Raw genomic sequence first — 19391 nt, 5'->3', positions numbered from 1 at the left:
GGACGCCATGCCCGGCACCCCGTACGTCGTCGACGACGTGATGACCCGTACCGTCGTCGCCCTGCGTGACGCGGCGGAGTTCAAGGACATCGCCAGGACCATGCGGCAGCGTCGGATCAGCGCGCTGCCCGTGCTGGACGCCGACGGCAGGGTCGTCGGCGTCGTCTCCGAGGCCGACCTGCTGCCGAAGGAGGCGTTCCGTGACCGGGATCCCGCGGACCCGCGGACCCGGCACGCGACCGGGCGGGCCAAGGCCCGCGCCGTGACCGCCGGAGAGCTGATGACCAGCCCCGCGGTCACCGTCACCGCCGACGCCACCCTCGCCCAGACGGCCCGGCTGATGGCCCGGCACCGGGTCAAGCGGCTGCCCGTGGTCGACGGCGACGGCATGCTGAAGGGCATCGTGAGCCGCTCCGACCTGCTCGACGTGTTCCTGCGCGGCGACGAGGACATCGCCGAGGACGTACGCCACGAGATCGCCGCACACCTGCTGGCGGTTCCCGTACGCCCCGTCGACGTGGAGGTCCACGACGGTGTCGTCACCCTCACCGGCCACGTCCGCGACACCACCCTCGTCCCACTCGTCGTCCGCCTGGTACGGGCCGTCGAAGGCGTGGTGGACGTGAACTGCGAACTGGAGGGCCCGCTGCGCCGCCCGGACCTCGACCCCGACCTGCCCGCACGGTGAACCGCCAGATCCCACCGGACCCTTGAGAGGACCGTTCGGCCCACGCGCTCCTCGGCGCCCGGGCAGAACCCTGGAAGTGGCGCAAGGCAGGCACCGAGGAGGGAGAAGTGACATGAACGGCATGATCGAACGCTTCCCGGGCTGGCCGGCACTGCCCGATCTGTTCGGGTGGGTCGAGTCCGGGTTCCCCGGGAGGTACACGCTTCCCGGACCGCACGGCATCCGGGTCGAGGACCACCTCGCGGACGGCACGTACACGCTGCGCGCCGAACTCCCGGGCATCGACCCCGCCAAGGACGTCGAGATCACCGTCACCGAGGACGTGCTGACCCTGCGGTCCGAGCGCGCCGAGGAGACCACAGAGAAGCACCGCACCGAGTTCCGTTACGGCACGTTCACCCGCTCCGTCCGGCTGCCCGCCGGGTCGAAGGGCGAGGAGGCAGCAGCGTCGTACAAGGACGGTGTGCTGACCATCACGGTCCCGGTCCCGGAGGAGAAGACGGCGACCAGGACCATCCCGGTGCGGCAGGGCTGAGGGCAGGGCAGCCGAGTCGTACCACGTGTGCGCGGCCGGGGCTTCGGCTCCGGCCGCGCACACGTCTGTGAGGCCGGACCAGGAGCCGCGCCGGGAACCCTGGCCTGGCAACTCCCGCTGGACCGGGGCCGGTCGGCCCCGGGGAAGGACCTTGCAGCCCCTCCTCCCCCGCGAGCCGCAACGCCAGGCTGGAAGCAGGACAGAGAGCCGACCAGCTGGGAGGTGTCGTGATGGTGCTGCCCGTTGTCGCCGGAGTCGACGGTTCCGCCGAGAGCCTGGCCGCCGCCGAGTGGGCGGCCCGCGAGGCTGTACGGCGTGAGCGGCCCTTGCTTCTGGTGCATGCCTGGAATTGGCATCCGCGCCAGGAGGAGGGCGAGAGGGAGATCGCGAACGCGGCCCAGCGGCATCTGGCGCGGCGCTCGCTGCGACAGGCGGAGGACCGGATCCGCACCGTGTGCCCGGAGGTCCGTCTGACCGACGAGCAGATGGAGGGACCTGCGACAGCGGCCCTGCTGAAGTTCGCCGACCAGGCGGAGTTGATGGTGCTGGGTTCGCGCGGGCTGAGCGGGTTCACGGGGTTCCTGGTGGGCTCGGTCGCACTCGGTGTCGTCGCGCGGGCCACCCGGCCCGTAGTCCTGGTCCGGGCGGACGAGAAGGCTGCCGACGAGCATCTGCCGGCGGACAACGGGAGCCCTTCGACAGACACCGGCTACCGGGACGTCGTCCTCGCCCTCGACCTCTCCGACGCGTGTGACGAGGTCATCGAGTTCGCCTTCGAGGCGGCCCGGCGGCGCCACGCCCGGCTGCGGGCCGTGCACGCCTGGCAGGCGCCCAGCCCGATCGGCCTCGGTGCCGGGGACATCGGCCTGGTGAAGGAGCCCCAGCGGTCCTACGAGTGGCTGGGCTTCCTCAAGGCCGTGCTCCAGGTGTGGCGGGACAAGCACCCGGATGTGGCGGTCCTGGAGAGCGTCGTCGAGGACAAGCCCACGACCGCCCTCGTCCGGGCCGCCACCGGAGCGGGCCTCCTCGTCGTGGGCCACCGGCTCGCCGAGCGGCCGGTCGGCCCGCGCACCGGGCCCGTCACCCACGCGGCAATCCACCACGTCGGCTGCCCCGTGGCCGTCGTACCGCATCGGTGAGGGACCGCCGCAGACCAGCTACTCCGACAGCACTGACAACAGAGGGAGTTGACGACCGTGCTTCGGACTGTCGTAGCCGGTCGACGGTTCGCGCGAGAGTATCGCCACGGCCGACTGGGCAGCCCGGGAAGCCCTGTTGCGCGGACTGCCACTGCGTCTGGTGCATGCTGGGAGGGCTTGCCCGAGGACGACGGCGACGCCAGTCTGCCCGAACTGCGCGCACCGCAGTTCCACGCACGCCGGGTGCTGCGCGCCGCCGTAGAACGGCTCAATGACCGGTACCCGGGGCTGTACATCGCCGCGGAGCAGGTGCACAGGCAGCCCGGTCCGGCGCTGCTCGCCGAGGCGGAGAACGCCGAGCTGCTCGTGATCGGAAGCCAGGGGCTGGGCGGCGTCGGCGGCTTCCTGTTCGGGTCGGTCGCAGGGCCACCATGGCCCACGTGGACCGCCCGGTCGTCCTCGTCCGCGCCGCCGAGACCGAGGCGCACGAGCACCTGGCTGACGGGTTCCAGCAGGCGTCGGCCCGCACCCCCTACCGGGAGGTCGCGGTCGCCGTCGACACCGAGGGCCCTTGCGACGACGTCTTGGACTTCGCCTTCCGCGCCGCCGAACTCCGGCACGCGCCGCTACGCGCAGTGCGTACCTGGCACGTGCCGCTCAGCAGGGGTGTGGCCGGGGCGGAGGCACGGGCCGGCATCAGAGGGAGAGGCGGAACGCGAACTGACCGGGCAGCTCGAACCCTGGGGCGCGAAGTACCCGGGCGTGACCGTCCGCAAGACCCTCCACGAGGGGCGCGCCGGGCATGTCCAGGTGAGGGCCGCGGAAGGGGCCGGTCTGCCGGTGGTGGGCCGCCGCAGGCGCCGTATCGGTGTCGGCCCGGACACCGGTCCGGTGGTGCACGCGCTGATCCATCATGTGCCCCGGTCCGTCGCACTGGTGCCGCACGACTGAACGACCTGTCAGCGATGCCGAACGAAGAAGGACAGAAGGACAGGACAGCAAGATGGAGGGGGCCCGCCCCCCTTCTTGCTGTCCTGCTGCCTGCCGGTGTCAGCCGTGCGGAACGATGGCGACCGGGCTCTTGGCGTGGTGCAGCACGGTGTGCGCGACGGGCCCGAGTTTCCACGCCAGGGGCGAGGTGTGCCGGCGGCGGCCGATCACGGTGAGCCGGCTGCGCGCGGAGCCGGTCACCAGAGCCTGCGCGACCGAGCCCGTGACGGCCTGTTCCACGACCGGCACGTCGGGGAACTTCTCCCGCCAGGGCGCCAACGCGGCACCGAACAAGGCGCGTTCCTCGGCCTCGGCCTCGTGAGCGCGCGCCTGTACGGCACGCACACCGACGCCGGACGCCTGCGCGGCGGTGAACGCGAACTCCAGCACTGGGTCCGCAGCCGACACCGGGTCTGGGACGCCCACCACCGCGTCCCGTTCCTCGGCGGCGGGGTGGAGGCAGCTCTCCTCCACGGCCAGGTCGCCGGCCCGGACGGCGACGGCCGGGCACGGCGCAAGCCCCAGCACGTGCAGGCTGATGGAACCGAGCAGGAAGCCGGCTGGCGAGCCGTGCCCACGAGAGCCGAGCACCAGCGCGGACGCGTCCGTGCAGCGTTCGAGCAGCGCCTTGGAGGCGGGCTCCGGCACCAGCTCGGTGGTCAGGCCGAGATCGGGGTGGCAATGCAGCAACTCTGCCTCCGCGCGCCGCAGTACGTCCCGCCCGCAGTGCTGCTTGCTTCCTGCGGGATGGGCACATTGAGCGGCTGGGTGGTCCATGAGTGCAGCTGGACCAGGGGCAGCCGTCTGCGAGCTGCCTCGTCGGCGGCCCACCATGCGGCGGTCACGCTCGCGGGGGAGCCGTCGAGTCCGACGACGACGGGTCCGACAGGTCCGGTCATGGAAACATCCTCGGCCTGGCGCGACCCATGGCGGGCAGCCGCGCTGCACGGTCTTCTTCCGGCTATCAGCGTCAGGGGACGGGCAACAGCCGGAACAGGGCCGGACGGTGTGCGGCCGGGGACCGACCGGCCCTGTCCCGGGCACGGTGCGTGCGGAGAGCCTGATGTGAGAGGAACAGGACCGGGCCGTCGCGCCCGATGCCGCCGGCCGCGTGCCCGCGGCCGGCGGCTGCCCGGGTCCCGTTCAGGCCGAGCGAGGGGGAGGGGGGACCGTCATGGACGGTCCGGCGGCGGGTCTCGTGACACGTCCGGTCGTGGTGGGAGTCGACGGCTCGCAGCCGTGCATGACGGCGGTGGAGGCCGCGGCACGCGAGGCAGACCGACTCGGGGTGGGGCTACGGCTGGCGCACGCCTTGCAATGGTCGTCGGCAAACGTGCCGCCCGGTGTGCCCCCGTGGGACCGGGGCGCGCCCGGAGCGTGCGAGGTGGTCAAGGGCGCTCTGGAAGAGGCCGAGCGCCGGGCCCGACGAGCCGCGCCCCGCGTACGCGTCACACACGAGGTCCTCATGGGTGACCCCGCGACGGTCCTGGCGTCCGCCTCCCGGAACGCCTCCCTCACCGTGGTCGGAGGCCGTACACCGGCCCGTAGGCACGGCGGTGGGCGGCGCGGCTCTGTCGCCGGACGGCTGGCAGCCCATGGCTGCTCACCCGTGCTGGTGGTACGGGGCAGCCCGGACCCCGCGGGTCCCGTCGTCCTGGTCGCCGACGGTGACACTGCCGTGGCCAGGGCAGCGGCGGAGTTCGCGTTCGCCGAGGCGTCGGCCCGCGGCGCGGAAGTGGCCGTCCTGGACGGGACACGCGAGCGGAACGCATCACCCGCCGACGGCTTCACCGACCTCCTCACCTCGCTGGAGAAGAAACACCCGGACACCGCAGTCCGCCACGTCCACATCCCGGGCGGGCTCCGTAGGGCGCTCGTCGAGGCCGGTGCGGAAGCTCAGCTCGTCGTCGTGCCGGCACACGGCCCCAGGGGTCCCCTGGGTGCGCTGCTGCACCCGGTCCGCCGGGCGGCCTTGCGTCACGCGGACTGTCCCGTCGCCGTGATCCGACCGGTGGAAGACTGACCATGGCCGAGCCGACGACACTCGCCGACACCGCGCGCCCCGGAACCACGAGGAGATATCGGCTCATCTCGCCAAGGTGTACGGCGCCGAGGTGTCCAAGCAAACCATCTCCACGATCACCGACCAAGTCATGGAGGGCATGGCCGAATGGCGGAAGCGCCCTCTCGACCGCGTCTACCCGGTCCTGTTCATGGACGCGATGAACGTCAAGATCAGGGACGGGAAGGTCGTGAATCGTCCCCTCTGCGTGGCGATGGCGGTGACCGTTGACGGCACCAGCGACATCCTCGGCATGTGGGCCGGCGAGGGCGGCGAGGGCGCGAAGTACTGGCTGCACGTGTTCACCGAGCTGAAGAACCGCGGTCGACGACGTGCTGATGTTGGTCTGCGACGGCGTCAAGGGCGTTCCAGAGGCCGTTGACGCCGTCTGGCCTCGCACGATGGTCCAGACGTGTGTGGTTCACCTGCTGCGGAATTCGTTCCGTTGCGCCGCCCGTCAGGACTGGGACAAGGCCGCCAAGGCGCTCAGGCCCGTCTGCACCGCACCCAGCGAGGACGCATCCACGGAGCGGTTGCTGGAGTTCCAGGAAGCGTGGGACCGGAGGTACCCGGCGATCGTGAAGCTCTGGTCGGACGGCTGGGCCGAGTTCGTACCCTTCCTCTCCTTGGACGTCGAGATCCACAAGGTCATCTGCAGCACGAACGCGATCGAGAGCGTCAACGCCCGCATCCGCAGGTCCGTCCGCGCCCATGGCCACTACCCCAACGAGGCCGCCGCTCTCAAGTGCATCTACATGGCCCTGATGAGCCTGGACCCCACGGGCAAGGGCCGCAAATGCTGGACCATGCGTGGGAAAACACCCCTGAACGCGTTCCGGATCGCCTGCGAGGGACGCCTGACCCCGAGCAACAGCTGACCACTCAACAACCAAGATCAGCCGTTAAACTGACACACCCCTCCCACGCTCCTCGACTGAACAGCATCGCTTGTCGGACGACATGAGGTCGTGTTCGTCGGTGGCCAGGACCTGGCGAAGGTTCAGGATGCCGTCCGCGTATGGAGGATCTGGTCGAGCCCGGCGCGCAGCACACCTGTCGGGTCCGACGGACCGGTACGCACCCGCATGCCAACGTGTCCGTCGGGCCGGACGAGGACAGCACCCGTGGCCTCGATGCCGTAGACGGATTCGAAGGACGTGCCGGAAGCTGCCGTCATGCGTGGGCTGATCACGACGCAACGCAGGCCGAGTGAGTTGGCGGCCGAAGTCCAGGCCTGTCCTGCGCGCCCGGCGAGTACTACGAAGTCGCCGTCGCTCAGGTCGACGGTGGATCGGGGAGTACCTGCCGGGTATTCGATCCACAGATGCGGTGCGCGAGCGCCGGGGTGTCCTGTCGGGTGGTAGTCGCTGACCGTGGAGCGCTCGGGTTCAGTGTCGTCGCCGACCAGCGCCGTGGACTCGTAGATGAAGCCGAACTGCTGTCCCTGGGAACGAAATTGTTCGCGTTGGGCGGGCACGCTCTCTGCGATGCGCCGGCGTACCGGTTCCCCCTCGGGCGACTCGATCGCGGCGAGCTCGGACGGGTCGGACCCCATGAACCCGGTGGACTTGAGTCGTTCGGTGTTGACCAGACACTGCATGACGTTGTATTCGGCGACCGGCTTGCGTTCCTGCTCGTAGGTGTCCAGCAGGGAGTCGTCCGCGACACCGTGCAGGACCCGCACCAGTTTCCAGGTCAGGTTGGCCGTGTCCTGGATTCCGCTGTTCATGCCGAACCCGCCGTGGGGCGGGAAACGGTGTGCGGAGTCGCCGGCCAGGAAAACACGTCCCACGCGCCATGAATCTGCGACCGCCGCCTCGTGGCGCCATCGCAGGATGCTCAGCACCTCGACGTCCACGTCGGCGTCGCCGGCGGCTTCACGCAGTCGGGCCAGGCACGACGACTCGTCGTAGGCGCTGTCGGGGAGCTGCGGATCACGTCCGAAATTGAAGATCCACTTGTCCTCCTTGCCTATCCGGGCGAATGAGCCGACGATGTCCGCGTTGATGATCCACGACAGGGCGTACGGGTTGGATTCAGTGAGCTGCGTGAGCCGTTGGCTGCGGAAGTACACGCCGATTGACTCGCCGAAGACAGGAGCGGTGGACTCCGTGACGCCCAGGGCGTCACGTGTGGCGCTCCGCACGCCGTCGGCGGCGATGACGTACCGCGCACGAACGGTCTGCGTGAGGGGTTCGCCGCTGACGGCTACTGTCACCCCGTTGTCGTCCTGCTCCAGGATCTTGGCAGTCGTGCCGAAGGAGTAGCGTCCGCCCGCACGGAGCAGTGCCTGATGCAGGATCGGCTCCACGTCGTCCTGAGGTGTGAAACAACCGGCTTCCGGACTGGCCTCGGCAGATTCCGCTTGCTCTGCGGGGTCGTCGTCGAACATCACGTGTCCGAGGTGGATGCCGCCGATGAGCCGGGTCGTCCAGCCGAATCCCCTGCCGCGGTGCGGGGGAAGAGCTGCCGCGATAACGGCATCTGCGAGACCCCACTGGCGGAAGAGCTCCACAGTACGGGGATGAATGCCCCCCGCTTTCGGATGCCTGGACAGGGTCGACCGGCGCTCGACGCACCAGACGTCGACGCCGAGTTTGGCCAGCTGGAGCGCCGCACTAAGACCCACCGGCCCGCCACCGATGATCAGGACATCACAGTGCTGCTGCTTGCTCATGGCGATCCTTCGACGTAAGGCCGTGCGGCGAGGGGCACGGAGAAAGAAACACGTGAACGGGGTGCTGTCGTGTCAACGGCTGGGGTTTGCCCGGTTGTCGGGCGCGCCGGTCCTTGATGCGCGGCGGGGCCATCCATACGAACGATCCACTTCATGGATCCATATGTGTCAACCGCTCGATGGTGTGGCGGTTTTCATCTGGGATTATCGTCGTCCTTTGCTCCTGAGTCCGTCAAGGTCCAGTCGCTGTGGATCCATCTGAGAGAGCGCCCGATGGCTCATCATCGCCGGTGAATGCCGGAAGGGGCGACGTGGCTCCGGGCTGCGTGCGCAGGCCATCCATGACCAGCGCGAGATAGCGGCGCCAGTGTTCGGGCCGGCCGGCATGGTCGCTGATGGCGGCCACCATGAGCTGGATCATGGGTATGTCGGCCGGGACGATGTCCGGCCGCAGAGTTCCCTGGCGCTGGGCTCGCTCCAGAAGCTCTGCCACGGCCGCACCCACCCGGGCATGGACGTGCGACCGACGCTCGGGGCCCTTGCCCGTGCCGAGCATCAGCTCTCGTAGCCCCCGGTCGAAGGCCTGTACCTCGCAGACATCGATGAGACACTGGGTCAGCCCCGACCATGGGTCCTCTGCTGCCAGTCCCTGCCGGGTGAGGATTTCGACTCTGTCGACCATGTCTTCGAAGAGAGCGTCGATCAGCGCTTCCTTGTTGGCGAAACGTCGGTACACGGTGCCAACTCCGAGCTCGGCATGCCGTGCGACGTCGTCGAGCGTCGCGCCTGTGCCGTAGTCCCGGAACACCTCGCGGGCGGCTGTGAGGATGCGACAGCGATTGCGTTCCGCGTCCTTGCGTAGGGGTGGTCGTTTCGGCATCGGTCGACCTCGGGTGTCGTGGGAAGGGGCGCATGATGAGCGCGTGCTGGTCGTGGCAGACAGGGGCAGCTGGGGGCGACGTTTCCGCGTCTGTCGGCGGAAACGCGCCTTCAACTACGCTGCGGTGCGCCTGGGTGCGGTCCCTGTGCCGGTGAGCCGGTGAATGGGCACGCCGTTCGCCGGCCAAGCTGCGCCCGTTGTGCGCTCCCTCCCGTGAGCCGTCATGTCACCCGATGAGGCGTGCTTTGATCAGAGGACCGGGCGCAGGAACCGGCGCTCGTAGCGCTTGATGCAGCCGGTGCGCCGGGCGAGTTCGAAGGCCTCCTGGCACTCGGGGTCCGTGGCGCTGTCGATGCGGTAGGTCTCGTAGTCGGCCAGGCTCGGGAAGGAGAAGACGGCATAGGCGACGTCGCTGTCACCCTCGCTGGGCAGGAAGTAGCCGTGATGGGTACCGCCGAAGCGGTTGACGAGGGAGATCCAGCGGCGCCCGTATTCTTCGAAGTCGGCCAGGCGCTCGGGGGCGATTTCGTAGCGGATGTGCACGCTGATCACTGTTCTTGCTCCGCTGCTGAGGAGGGACATTGGACTGAGTGCGGGTGGTGGGTTTCGCGATGTGATTGAAGGTTGCCTGCCACGCCACGAGCCGGTCGGGGTTGAGTGAGGCCGGGTGAGGTGACTTGGCCTCACACCTCACCATCGCGGTGGAGGAGCCGTTCCTTGAGGATGAACTTCTGGATCTTCCCGGAGGCGGTCTGAGGGAAGTCCGCGACAAACTCCCACACTTGCGGGACCTTGAACGACGCCAGCTGTTCCCGGCAGAACCGCGTGAGGGCGGGGGCGTCCGTGGAGGCATTCGGACGCAGGCTGACGAATGCGGCGACGATCTCGCCCCAGGTGTCGTCGGGCAGCCCGACGACACAAGCACCGGAGAGGTCGGGGTGGGTGAAGAGAACGTCCTCGATCTCGCGGGGGTAGATGTTCTCTCCGCCGCGGATGATCATCTCCTTGAGGCGCCCCTGAATACGGAGGTATCCGTGAGAGTCGAGGGACCCCAGGTCGCCCGTGTGGAGCCAGCCCTCCGCGTCGATCGCGGCGGCCGTGGCGTCGGGATCGTCGTTGTAGCCCTGCATCACGCAGACGCTGCGGGTACACACCTCGCCGATCTGGTCCAACGGCTGGGTGTCGCCGTCGACGGGGTCCACGATCTTCACTTCGACTTGCGGTAAAGGCCGGCCCACGGTCTCCCACCACCGCGGGTGTGGATCGGCGGGCCGGGTGTGGGTGATGTACGGCGACGTCTCGGTCTGTCCGAAACCGATCGCCACCTGCACGCCGAGCTCCCGCTCCGCACGGTGCACCAACTCGGGCGGTACGGGAGCGCCGCCCAGGGTCGTGACTCGCCACGAGGAAAGGTCGCGAGGAACTGACGCCTGCTCGTCGAGCATCCGGATGAGCATGGTGGGCACGCTGAGCAGTAGGGTGCCCCGTTCGGCAGCGAACAGATCGAGCATGACGCCGGCGTCGAAGCCTGCCGGCAGCACGTGAGTGCCACCGGTCTGCAAGGCTCCCAGGGTGACAAGACCGCAGCCCGCCGTGTGGAAGAGCGGCATGGGGTTCACCCACACATCGTCGGGTTCGGCACCGATCGCACGCGCGTAGAGGCGCCCGTTGTTGGCCAGTCCCCTATGGGTCAGCAACGCACCCTTGGGAAAGCCGGTCGTGCCGGACGTGTACTGGATCTGCGCGGTGTCTCCCGGGCGTACATACGGCAGCGGGCCGTCCTCGGTGCCGGTGCGGACGAAGCTGTGCCAATCTCCGAGGGAGATCACCTCGCAGCGCCATGGCAGCGCCTTGGACACGGTGGCAGCCGTGTGCAGCAGGTCGCGGGAACGATGCTCGCGCTGCACCACGATGCCCCGCGCCTTTGACTGGCGCAGGACGTACTCGAGCTCTGCGGGGCGGTAAGCGGGATTGACCGTCACGAGGGTGAGGCCGGCCAGGGCTGCGCCGAGCTCCAGCAGAACCCACTCAGGACAGTTGGCCGCCCAGATCGCGAGACGGTCACCGGGGGAGAAGCGCGCGAGCAGAGCGTGCCCCACGCGTTTGGCCTCCTTCTCCAGATCCTCGAACGTCCAGCGTCGGCCGTCCAGTTGGGGGCACCCGTCCACGAGAGCGGTGCGCCGGGCCCACCGGGATGCGGCCAGGCTCAGGACGCGGCCGATGGTGTGGTCGCGCACCTCGTCGGACTCGTCGGCAGGCCAGTACGACGAGGTGATTCGTTGGTCGCTGCCGTCGAAGTTCATGACACCTCCGTCGCTGCCAAGACCCGCTGGCTCAGAAGACGGACTTGTAGAATAGTCCGAAACCTACGATCCGAAACGGACCATGTCAATGAAGATCGACTCCGGTGATCCGGTGCCGGACGCCGACGCCGCCGACGAGGACGGGACGTCTCTTCGGCTCAGCCCTGTCTCGTACCTGGTCCTAGGGCTGGTCGGGCTGCGCGGGCCCTCCTCCGCGTACGACCTGAAACGGGCGGCCGGCCGCTCCATCAGTTACTTCTGGCCGTTTCCGCACTCGCAGCTCTACAGCGAGCCCAAGCGTTTGGCCGCCGGTGGTCTCCTCACCCAACAAGGCGAGGAGGCGGGACGCCGGCGCGTGACCTACAGCCTCACGGGCCGTGGGCGGGCGGCTCTCGAAGGCTGGCTGCGCACGGCGCCGCAGGAGATCTTCGAGATGCGCGACACGGCCGTCATGCAGCTGTTCTTCAGTGAGTTCCTGTCGGCCGAGGAACTGACGGCACTTGCCCGGCAGCAGATCGAGCTTTACCGGGAGCGGCTTGCTCTGTATGACGACATCCTCAAGTCACGGTCGGGGAAGGGGAGAGAGCGTCGTATGGCGCCCCTGCGCCTCGGCATCGCGCTCGCCGAGACCTATGTGGCCTTTTGGCAGGACATCGCGGAGGACCCGCCGCCAGGGGCGCGGTGAGCTCGGTCCGGCCGCCGGTCTTCCTGTCGGGCCGAGGCGAGTAACGCCGCTCATGCCTCGTCGGGAAGGCGCGGCTTGGGAATGAACAGCGAAAGGAGCAGGGCGAGCGCCACGAACCCGGCAAGGGTGAAGTAGGCCTGCTGGTAGCCCGCATCGCGGTAGAACGCAGTGCCCTTCATCAGTACGGAGTGCTGCCCCATGACCGTGTAGATGACCTGGGCGGCCACCGTGGTCATCAGGCCGACCAGCATGAGCGACATTCCGCTCGCTACCCCCTGCTCGCGCGCGGAGACGGCTCCGACCACCAGGATGGGCACGCTGGCGTAGATCATGCCCATGCCCAGAGCGGCGACAACACCGGTGACGATGATCTGCGTCTCGCTGTGGTGGTGGAAGGCCTGGAGCAGCATGCCTACGACGGTCAGGGTCAGCCCGAGCAGCCAGGGCATCCGGGGGTCGGTACGCCGTGAGGCCAGGCCCGTGGCCATGCCCACGAAGAAGAGGACTACGCCCGCAGGCAGTCCGACGAGGGCGCTGTGCATGGCTGTCCAGCCCAGCCCGTCCGAGACCTCCGGGATGCGTGGATACAGAGGGATGACCACCGTCATGATGGCGGCCGCGGTGAAGGCCGTCCCCTGAGCCACGGATGTCGCCACGAGTACGGTGCTCACCCTGCGACGCACCAGCATTCGTACGTCCAGCATGGGATGCTCGACGGCGCGCTCCACCAGGACGAAGGCGGCGAGGCTCACCAGAGCTCCAGCGATCAGCCCCAGCACCCGTGCACTCGTCCAACCCCACGTGCCGCCTTGGCCAATGGCGTATATGAGCGCGCTGATGCTTCCGCCCAGGAGCAGGCCGCCCCACCAGTCGAACGGCTCGCCGCGACTGCGGCGAGGTGTCTCGGGGAGGAAGGAGTACACCAGGACGAAGGCCATGGCTGTCACGGCTGTGACGAACCAGAGAGCGCCGCGGAAGCCGAAGTCGTCCATCAGCCAGCCGGCGATCACCGGGCACAGGGCGACAACTGCGCCGAGGGTGGCACCGATGGTGCCGCTGGCCTGACCGACCTTTCGCGGCGGCAGGACATCGCGGGCCGTCGCGAAGACCAGGGCGGCCATGGGCGCGTAACACGCGGCGAGCGCCCGGCCGCCCAGGAGGACGCCGTACGTGGGCGCGAGAGCGGTGATCACGTCGCCGGCCAGACCGAGGGCGATGAGCACGAGCATGGTGCGCCGCTTGCCGAAAATGTCACCGAATCTGACGGCGAACGGTGTGAGGAGCGTTCCGACAAGGCTGTAGACGAGCCCGAACCAGGCGATGTGCTGTGTGTGGAAGTGCTGTGCCACATCGGCCTGGGCGAAGGCTGTGATGACGCTGGAAGCGCTCAGGACCTGGGCCGACCACAGCAGGGCCAGAAAGAGTCCCCTGCGTGGTCGCGCCTCGGCGGGTGAGGCGTCGGGAAGTGGGTCTGATCCTGTCTGCGGTGCCGGACTGTGAACCATGGCTTGTCCTCTCAGAAACGCCTGCGGGTACGGCGAGGCACGCGGAATCGCGCGCCCCGCCACCGTGTCGACGGCTCGACGACCAGAGCGGAATGCGGAACGAGGGGGGGAGGACATGGGGGGCTGTTGTGCTCAGGTGACGCTGCTGGCGCGGAGGGTCCGGACGAGGGCTGCGTGCAGGCGGATTCCCTGCTCCTCGGGAAGTCGCACCCCTCATGGCCGGCAGAGGAGTGCGCACAGCGGGCTCCGTCGCGATGAAGTGTCAGTGCCCTGGCGTGACTTCAGTCAATGGATCCATATTATGTTGATCCACTTGAGGGGTTGAGGGCTAGGGTTCCCTCAGCTGCCCATTACGGTTAACCTTGGCCTGCTGGCGTGTCAAGATCTGTGCACATGGATCCATTAGGTTGTTTCCATCCACTCGGGATGGCCAGGGGCATCAACGTCGGTCCAGTGGCCCGTGCTTCGTCAGGGAGCTCGCCCGGATCCCTGACGCACGGTGAGCTGCCCACCGGGGAACTGCCGTGTGACCGGTTTGAAGGCGGGAGTCGTTGTGAGCAGCGGACGTACCCCTCACATCCAGGAGCTGAGACATGAGTAGCCATCCCGTCGTGCGCACGCCTGATGGAGCCCTGCGCGGCACGGTTGAGGGCCCCGTCAGTGTGTTTCGGGGAATCCCGTACGCGCAGCCGCCCACCCGGAGCCGACGGTTCGCCGCTCCGGTCCCGGCCGGGCGCTGGGACGGGACGCGGGACGCCGTGGAGTTCGGCCCCCCGGTGTCCCAGTTCCTGCCTTGGCAGGGGCCGGTCCAGGTGAGCCAGGACGAGGGTGGCGTGGGAACTCTCACCCTCAACGTGTGGACGCCTGATCGTGGTGCGGGCCGGCTCCCTGTCCTGGTGTGGCTTCACGGAGGTGCCTACTTGGTCGGCACCGGTGCCGATCCCGGATGTGACGGCAGCCGGCTCGCCGCGGAGAACGGTGCCGTGGTCGTCACCCTCAACTACCGGCTTGGCGCCGAAGGGTTCGCACGACTGGAGGGTGCCCCGGACAACCGAGGTCTGCTGGACCAGATCGCCGCCCTCACATGGGTCCAGCGCAACATCGCGGTCTTCGGGGGCGACCCTGACCAGGTGACCGTGTTCGGCGGTTCAGCCGGCGCGAATGCGCTTGCGGCGCTCCTGGTGATGCCGGCAGCCCGGGAGTTGTTCCAACGTGCCGTCCTGATGAGTCCTGCCGGCAGCTACCTCACTTCGGAACTGGCCGAGGTGATTTCGGCACAGTTGGCGGCGGATCTGGGCTGCAAACCGGTGGTCGACGACTTCGCTCGGATGACGTCGGCCGACGTGGCCAGGGCCGACTTCGAGCTCCAGGCCAGGCATGGGGCCTACGTGCAGACATGGGGGCGGATGGCGCTGATGCCCACCATTTACTCGCCGGTCGTGGACGGGGAGTCCCTGCCCGCTGATCCCTTCACGGCCATCGGGGCCGGGGCAGCCGTCGGCGTTGATCTGCTGTGCGGTTACAACCGTGACGAGTACCGGTTCTTCCAGCTCATGGCCGGCCCTCCGGCACCCGGGGAAGATGCCACCGCGCCAGGTGAGGCCGAACTGGACCGAGTCCTGGACCTCTCGGGCCCGCCCGGTGCCGCCGCTGCCTACCGTGCTGCCAACCCCCGCTTGGACGCAGGGGATCTGTACGAACTGGTGATGTCCGACTGGATCTTCCGTATGCCCGCTGTACGTCTGGCCGAGGCTCAGGCCTCGTCCGGTGGATCTGCGTATCTGTACGAGTTGGCACACCCCATCGAGTCGGCGGGCCGTAAGACCCCCCACGGTGCGGAAGCGCCGCTCGTGTTCGGGGCCGTCGGAAGCCAGCTCGACCGAATGTTCTACCCGCAGGGGTTCTCGCTCTACGAGCAGGAGCTCAGCGCACATGTCCGGCAGGCGATCACGGACTTCGCCCGCTCGGGTCGGCCCGGGTGGCCCCGTCTCGACACGGCACAGTGGACCACGCGTGTCTGGGGTGAGCCCGGAGCAGCGCCGGCTGTGGACCGGGCGCTGCCGGTCATGTCGTCTCACGACATCTGGGCGGAGGTTTCCTTCGGTGCTCTGGATCTACCGGCTGCTGGAACCGACGCGCGTCGAGGGTGACTTGAGGCCGCCAATGGGTCCATGTGTCACAGAGGGACTGCGGTGGAGGTGTTGTCGTCGACGTCGGCCGGGTTGTGCCGCCGGTACAGAACAGCGGTCAGGGCGGCACCGATGACGAAGAACAACGCTGACCAGCGGTAGGCCGTGGCGTACCCCTCAATGCCCGCCTGTGCCTGAACGGTCGGGCTGGACGCGTCCTTGCCGACGAGATAGCTCGCTGTCGTGGCGGCGACCAGTGTGTTCAGCAGTGCGGTGCCGAGCGAGCCGCCGATCTGCTGGGCGGTGTTCACCATCGCCGAAGCGGCCCCGGAGTCCTCGGGCCGTACGCGCCCGGTGGCCTGGCTCATGGCGGTCGAGATGATCAGCCCCATCCCCAACCCGCTGACTACCAGAGGAGGGAGAACGTGGGCCGCATAGCCGCTGTCCGTACTCAGTGCGGTGAGCCAGAGCATCCCGGCCGCGGCGAGCACCATCCCGACCGAAACCAGCGGCCTGGCTGCGAAGCGGCTTCCGAGCACCGTACTGCCGGCCGTGGAGGCCAACATGATCGAGGCGACCATGGGCAGGAAGGCGAGACCCGTCCGTACGGGCGTGTAGCCGAGTACCAGCTGCAAGTAGTACGTGAGGAAGAGGCTCACGCCGAAGATGCCCGCCCCCACGATCAGCATGGAGAGGTAGGAGGCGGCTCGGTTGCGGTCGAGGAGGATGCGCAGCGGCAGCAGCGGATGCGCCGCTCGTGTCTGCCACCATCCAAAGGCACCGAGCAACAGGCAACCGATGGCGAGGAACCCCCATGTGAGCGGAGACCCCCACGCGTGCGTCTCCGCGTTGGCGAATCCGTAGACAACGCTGAACAGGCCTCCGCTGGCCAGGACCGTGCCGGGGACGTCCAGGGCAGACGTACGAACCCTCGGGGTGCGTTGCAGGAGAACGGCCCCACCGGCCAGAGCGACGACCGCGAAGACGATGTTGATGTAGAGCGTCCAGCGCCAGTTGAGATGCTCCGTGAGCAGCCCGCCGAGCAGGAGGCCCACAGCGCCGCCCGCGCCCGCGATGGCGCCGTAGATGCCGAAGGCCTTACCCCTTTCCTTGGCGTCGGTGAACGTCGTTGTCAGCAAGGACAGTGCGGCAGGTGCCAGCAAGGCACCGAACAGACCTTGTACGGCCCTGGCGATGACCAGCATCTCGAACCCGCCGGCGGCACCGCCCACGGCGGAGGCGGCGGCAAAGCCCGCGAGACCGGTGAGAAACGTGATCTTGCGCCCGAAGAGGTCCGCGATGCGCCCGCCGAGCAGCAGCAGACTGCCGAAGGCGAGCGAGTACGCCGTGACGACCCATTGGCGGCTGCTGTCGGAGAACCCGAGATCAGCTTGAGCGGAGGGAAGAGCGATGTTCACGATCGTGGCGTCGAGGACCACCATCAGTTGAGCGATGCCCAGGATCGCAAGGATCCACCAGCGTCGACGCTCCTGGTAGAACTCCGCGGAGCCGGGCCCGGGTGTCGCACTGGCGGTGGTCGATGCGGGAGGGGGCATGGGCGGACTCCTTCAACGGGCAGCGGGGAGGGGCGACTGTCTGACCGATAGCATGAAACTACTCAATGGATCCGATCAGAGTTTACCGCCAGTGAAGTGTCCGGACTATTTGGACATAGCGGGCGATAGATATTTTCTGTGGATCCACACTCTGGTAGTTCACTCCGAGGAGATGAAGCGATGACGAGGTCCTCATTGCGCGTGGGCGCGGTGGCGGCAGCTCTCACTGCTGTGGCGGGCTGCGCCGCGGCAGACAGTCGTCCTGCTGACGGCGTCGCTCCGGCGGCAGCGCGGCTGAGCGCACAGAGCGGTGCTCAGGCGCCCACCGAGGAGGACGAGATCATGGTGCAACTCGTTGCCGAGCTGGGGGAGCCGAGGCACTTCTGCCTCGACGTGCCGGGCTACCCCAGCTCCGGGAACATCGACAACCACCGTGAGGCCGCGTGGCCGCTGGAGGCCCATACCTGCAAGACCGGGCTGCCCGAATCCGGAACCATCACCCTGGACCAGCGGATATCCCGTTCGGCTCTGACCGAGGACCCTGGAAAGGTCCTCTACACGCGTCTTGACGCCTGCCTGGAAGTGGTCGCCATTGGGCAGACCGCCGTGCGCGAAGACGCGCTCAGCGTGGTCGAAGACTGCACGGGTGCTGCTGCGCAGCAAGTGAGCATGACTGGATCCGGAAAGATCAAGACGGCACTGGACTCGTCGATGTGCCTGACCATCGGCAAGGAAGCATTCGAGGCGGGCGACCGAGAGCCGGGCGAGCCCTGGTATCGCCGGGCTCTCACGTTCAGTACATGCACGAAGGCCGACGCCGCCCGGCAGACGTGGAAGATCACCGCTGCGCCCGCCTCGTCCTGAGTAAGCCCCTGCTCCGCCCCATGCCATGGCCAGGGGCGGAGCAGTTTCCTTCAGACCAGCAGACGGACCGGCTTTTCGATGTTCTCCCGAAGGGCGGCGAACCACCGTGCCGCCAGGGCGCCGTCCACGGGCCGGTGGTCGGCGGAGAGAACCAGCGTCATCACTTCCGCTGCTTCGAGGCCACCGTCCTCGGTGACGACCGGTGTCCGCTGCGTCGTTCCAACGGCCAGGATGGCAGCCTGAGGCGGATTGATGATCGCGCTGAACTCCTCGACTCCGTACATCCCCAGGTTGCTGATGGTGATCGACCCTCCCTCCAGGTCGCTTTGGCGCAACGCGCCGCTGCGGGCTCGCTCGCTGAAGGCGCGCACTTGTGCGGAGATGGCAGACAGGGAGAGCGACTCGATCGACCGCAGCACAGGTGTGACCAGCCCGCTCTCGGTGGCTATGGCGACCGAGACGTCGACGGTGTGGAAACGGTGCACCGCGTCAGCAGTCCAGATCACATTCATCTCGGGTACCTGGACGTGCGCCTTGGCGATGGCCTTGATGAGCAGGTCGTTGACCGAGATCTTCACCCCGCCGTCCGCGTTGATGCGCTGCCTGAGCGCGAGAAGCTCCCCGGCGCGGACCTGTCCCTTGACGTAGAAGTGAGGAGCGTTCTGCTTGCTCTCCGTCAGTCTGCCGGCGATGGCCCGCCGGATCCGCGAGTGCGGAATCACCTCATACGTCGTACCTACGCCGGGGAGCGTCGAACCGGACGCGGCAGGGGACTGTGGGGCAGGGGCAGGGGCAGGGGCAGGAGCCGCCGTGGTGGCGGCGGGTTGCCGTGTCCGGATGGCGATGGCGGTCGTGACGTCGTCCCGGACGACGCGGCCACCCGGCCCGGTTCCGGTGATGGTGTCGATGGCGATTCCCGCTTCGCGGGCCAGCCTGCGCGCCAAAGGACTGGAGAAGATCCGCCCATTCGCAGGTGGGAGATCGGTGTCCGGTGACGGAGCAGCTTCAGCAGCGGGTTCGGGCTCGGGAATCTCCCGCCGGACGGCCTGCTTGGCCTCCGACGGCTCGGCGACGCCCAGTCCCGCGAGAAGGTCGTCGAGGTCGCTCACCACCTCGCCGGGAGCGCCGATTACCGCGATCGGGCTGCCCACCTCGACCTCGCTGCCGGTGGGAACGAGCATCTTGACCAGGGTTCCGTCCGCAGTGGCGGGAACGTCCACCTCGGCTTTGTCGGTTTCGACGATCATGAGTGCGTCGCCCGCGTGGAACGATGCACCTTCGGCTAGGGGCCAGCCGGACAGGACCGCTGCTGTCGAACCGGCCGCGACCTCCGGCATGCGGAGTAGCTCAGCCATGGTTTCCTCCGTGTGGCGTAGAT

17 protein-coding genes and 2 pseudogenes are annotated in these 19391 nt (G+C 68.3%); 10 read left to right on the top strand and 9 right to left on the bottom strand.

Annotated elements, in window-relative coordinates; genetic code table 11:
• Nucleotides 1–7: 7 nt before the first annotated feature.
• The 5 genes and pseudogenes from ACIQAC_RS06285 to ACIQAC_RS06265 all read left to right on the top strand — a co-directional run bounded on the left by ACIQAC_RS06285 (nucleotide 8) and on the right by ACIQAC_RS06265 (nucleotide 3313).
• Nucleotides 8–688, top strand: coding sequence for a CBS domain-containing protein (locus ACIQAC_RS06285; RefSeq protein ID WP_402187556.1), 681 nt, complete (start codon nucleotides 8–10; stop codon nucleotides 686–688).
• A gap of 112 nt (nucleotides 689–800) precedes the next feature.
• Nucleotides 801–1223: an Hsp20/alpha crystallin family protein gene (locus tag ACIQAC_RS06280; protein WP_402187554.1), complete on the top strand. Its 423-nt coding sequence runs from the start codon at nucleotides 801–803 to the stop codon at nucleotides 1221–1223.
• A 230-nt stretch (nucleotides 1224–1453) separates the two neighbouring features.
• A complete protein-coding gene (locus tag ACIQAC_RS06275) occupies nucleotides 1454–2362 on the top strand; it encodes a universal stress protein (RefSeq protein WP_402187552.1) in 909 nt (302 codons plus the stop codon).
• A 57-nt stretch (nucleotides 2363–2419) separates the two neighbouring features.
• Nucleotides 2420–2725, top strand: a pseudogene (locus ACIQAC_RS06270) (universal stress protein); the annotation flags it as partial.
• 399 nt (nucleotides 2726–3124) lie between these two features.
• The gene (locus ACIQAC_RS06265) at nucleotides 3125–3313 is read left to right on the top strand and encodes a hypothetical protein (RefSeq protein ID WP_402188231.1); all 189 of its coding nucleotides are present in this window, start codon (nucleotides 3125–3127) and stop codon (nucleotides 3311–3313) included.
• A gap of 99 nt (nucleotides 3314–3412) precedes the next feature.
• Here ACIQAC_RS06265 and ACIQAC_RS06260 read toward each other — a convergent pair whose 3' ends face one another.
• Together ACIQAC_RS06260 and ACIQAC_RS06255 are read right to left on the bottom strand one after the other, a co-directional pair.
• Nucleotides 3413–4042 carry a universal stress protein gene (locus ACIQAC_RS06260; protein WP_402187550.1) on the bottom strand — a complete coding sequence of 210 codons (630 nt, stop codon included), beginning with the start codon at nucleotides 4040–4042 and terminating at the stop codon, nucleotides 3413–3415.
• A complete protein-coding gene (locus ACIQAC_RS06255; protein ID WP_402187549.1) occupies nucleotides 4012–4251 on the bottom strand; it encodes a universal stress protein in 240 nt (79 codons plus the stop codon). Before ACIQAC_RS06255 ends, ACIQAC_RS06260 begins: the two co-directional genes overlap by 31 nt.
• A 275-nt stretch (nucleotides 4252–4526) precedes the next feature.
• Between ACIQAC_RS06255 and ACIQAC_RS06250 the strand changes: the two genes are divergently transcribed.
• Together ACIQAC_RS06250 and ACIQAC_RS06245 are read left to right on the top strand one after the other, a co-directional pair.
• Nucleotides 4527–5375 carry a universal stress protein gene (locus ACIQAC_RS06250; RefSeq protein WP_402187547.1) on the top strand — a complete coding sequence of 283 codons (849 nt, stop codon included), beginning with the start codon at nucleotides 4527–4529 and terminating at the stop codon, nucleotides 5373–5375.
• Nucleotides 5376–5421: 46 nt separating this feature from the next.
• Nucleotides 5422–6292 (top strand): annotated as a pseudogene (locus ACIQAC_RS06245) (IS256 family transposase); the annotation flags it as partial.
• Nucleotides 6293–6414: 122 nt separating this feature from the next.
• Here the strand turns inward: ACIQAC_RS06245 and ACIQAC_RS06240 are convergent.
• The 4 genes from ACIQAC_RS06240 to ACIQAC_RS06225 all read right to left on the bottom strand — a co-directional run bounded on the left by ACIQAC_RS06240 (nucleotide 6415) and on the right by ACIQAC_RS06225 (nucleotide 11274).
• Complete coding sequence (locus tag ACIQAC_RS06240; protein ID WP_402187545.1) at nucleotides 6415–8091, bottom strand: FAD-dependent oxidoreductase; 1677 nt, start codon at nucleotides 8089–8091, stop codon at nucleotides 6415–6417.
• Between the two features lie 232 nt (nucleotides 8092–8323).
• Complete coding sequence (locus ACIQAC_RS06235; RefSeq protein WP_402187543.1) at nucleotides 8324–8971, bottom strand: TetR/AcrR family transcriptional regulator; 648 nt, start codon at nucleotides 8969–8971, stop codon at nucleotides 8324–8326.
• A gap of 249 nt (nucleotides 8972–9220) precedes the next feature.
• Nucleotides 9221–9553, bottom strand: coding sequence for an NIPSNAP family protein (locus tag ACIQAC_RS06230; protein ID WP_402187541.1), 333 nt, complete (start codon nucleotides 9551–9553; stop codon nucleotides 9221–9223).
• Between the two features lie 101 nt (nucleotides 9554–9654).
• A complete protein-coding gene (locus tag ACIQAC_RS06225) occupies nucleotides 9655–11274 on the bottom strand; it encodes an AMP-binding protein (RefSeq protein WP_402187539.1) in 1620 nt (539 codons plus the stop codon).
• 88 nt (nucleotides 11275–11362) lie between these two features.
• On the opposite strand from ACIQAC_RS06225, the gene ACIQAC_RS06220 reads away from it, so the two are divergent.
• Nucleotides 11363–11959, top strand: a complete 597-nt coding sequence (locus ACIQAC_RS06220) for a PadR family transcriptional regulator (RefSeq protein ID WP_402187538.1) — start codon at nucleotides 11363–11365, stop codon at nucleotides 11957–11959.
• Between the two features lie 50 nt (nucleotides 11960–12009).
• Here the strand turns inward: ACIQAC_RS06220 and ACIQAC_RS06215 are convergent, their stop codons facing one another.
• Nucleotides 12010–13464, bottom strand: coding sequence for an MFS transporter (locus tag ACIQAC_RS06215; protein ID WP_402187535.1), 1455 nt, complete (start codon nucleotides 13462–13464; stop codon nucleotides 12010–12012).
• Between the two features lie 593 nt (nucleotides 13465–14057).
• Here ACIQAC_RS06215 and ACIQAC_RS06210 point away from each other — a divergent pair.
• Nucleotides 14058–15614, top strand: a complete 1557-nt coding sequence (locus ACIQAC_RS06210; protein WP_402187533.1) for a carboxylesterase/lipase family protein — start codon at nucleotides 14058–14060, stop codon at nucleotides 15612–15614.
• A gap of 26 nt (nucleotides 15615–15640) precedes the next feature.
• Here ACIQAC_RS06210 and ACIQAC_RS06205 read toward each other — a convergent pair whose 3' ends face one another.
• On the bottom strand, nucleotides 15641–17149 hold the full coding sequence (locus tag ACIQAC_RS06205) for an MFS transporter (protein ID WP_402187531.1): 1509 nt from the start codon (nucleotides 17147–17149) through the stop codon (nucleotides 15641–15643).
• Between the two features lie 180 nt (nucleotides 17150–17329).
• Between ACIQAC_RS06205 and ACIQAC_RS06200 the strand changes: the two genes are divergently transcribed.
• Entirely contained in the window at nucleotides 17330–18013 is a 684-nt protein-coding gene (locus ACIQAC_RS06200; RefSeq protein ID WP_402187528.1) for a hypothetical protein, read from the top strand.
• Nucleotides 18014–18063: 50 nt separating this feature from the next.
• Here the strand turns inward: ACIQAC_RS06200 and ACIQAC_RS06195 are convergent, their stop codons facing one another.
• Nucleotides 18064–19368 (bottom strand): 2-oxo acid dehydrogenase subunit E2, encoded by a 1305-nt coding sequence (locus ACIQAC_RS06195; RefSeq protein WP_402187526.1) that lies wholly within the window; start codon nucleotides 19366–19368, stop codon nucleotides 18064–18066.
• Nucleotides 19369–19391 lie beyond the last annotated feature (23 nt).

It is taken from the genome of Streptomyces sp. NPDC088387, from assembly GCF_044753385.1.
GTDB lineage: Bacteria > Actinomycetota > Actinomycetes > Streptomycetales > Streptomycetaceae > Streptomyces.
The sequence above is the reverse complement of the archived record's forward strand: the minus strand, read 5'-3'. Positions and strand labels throughout refer to the sequence as shown.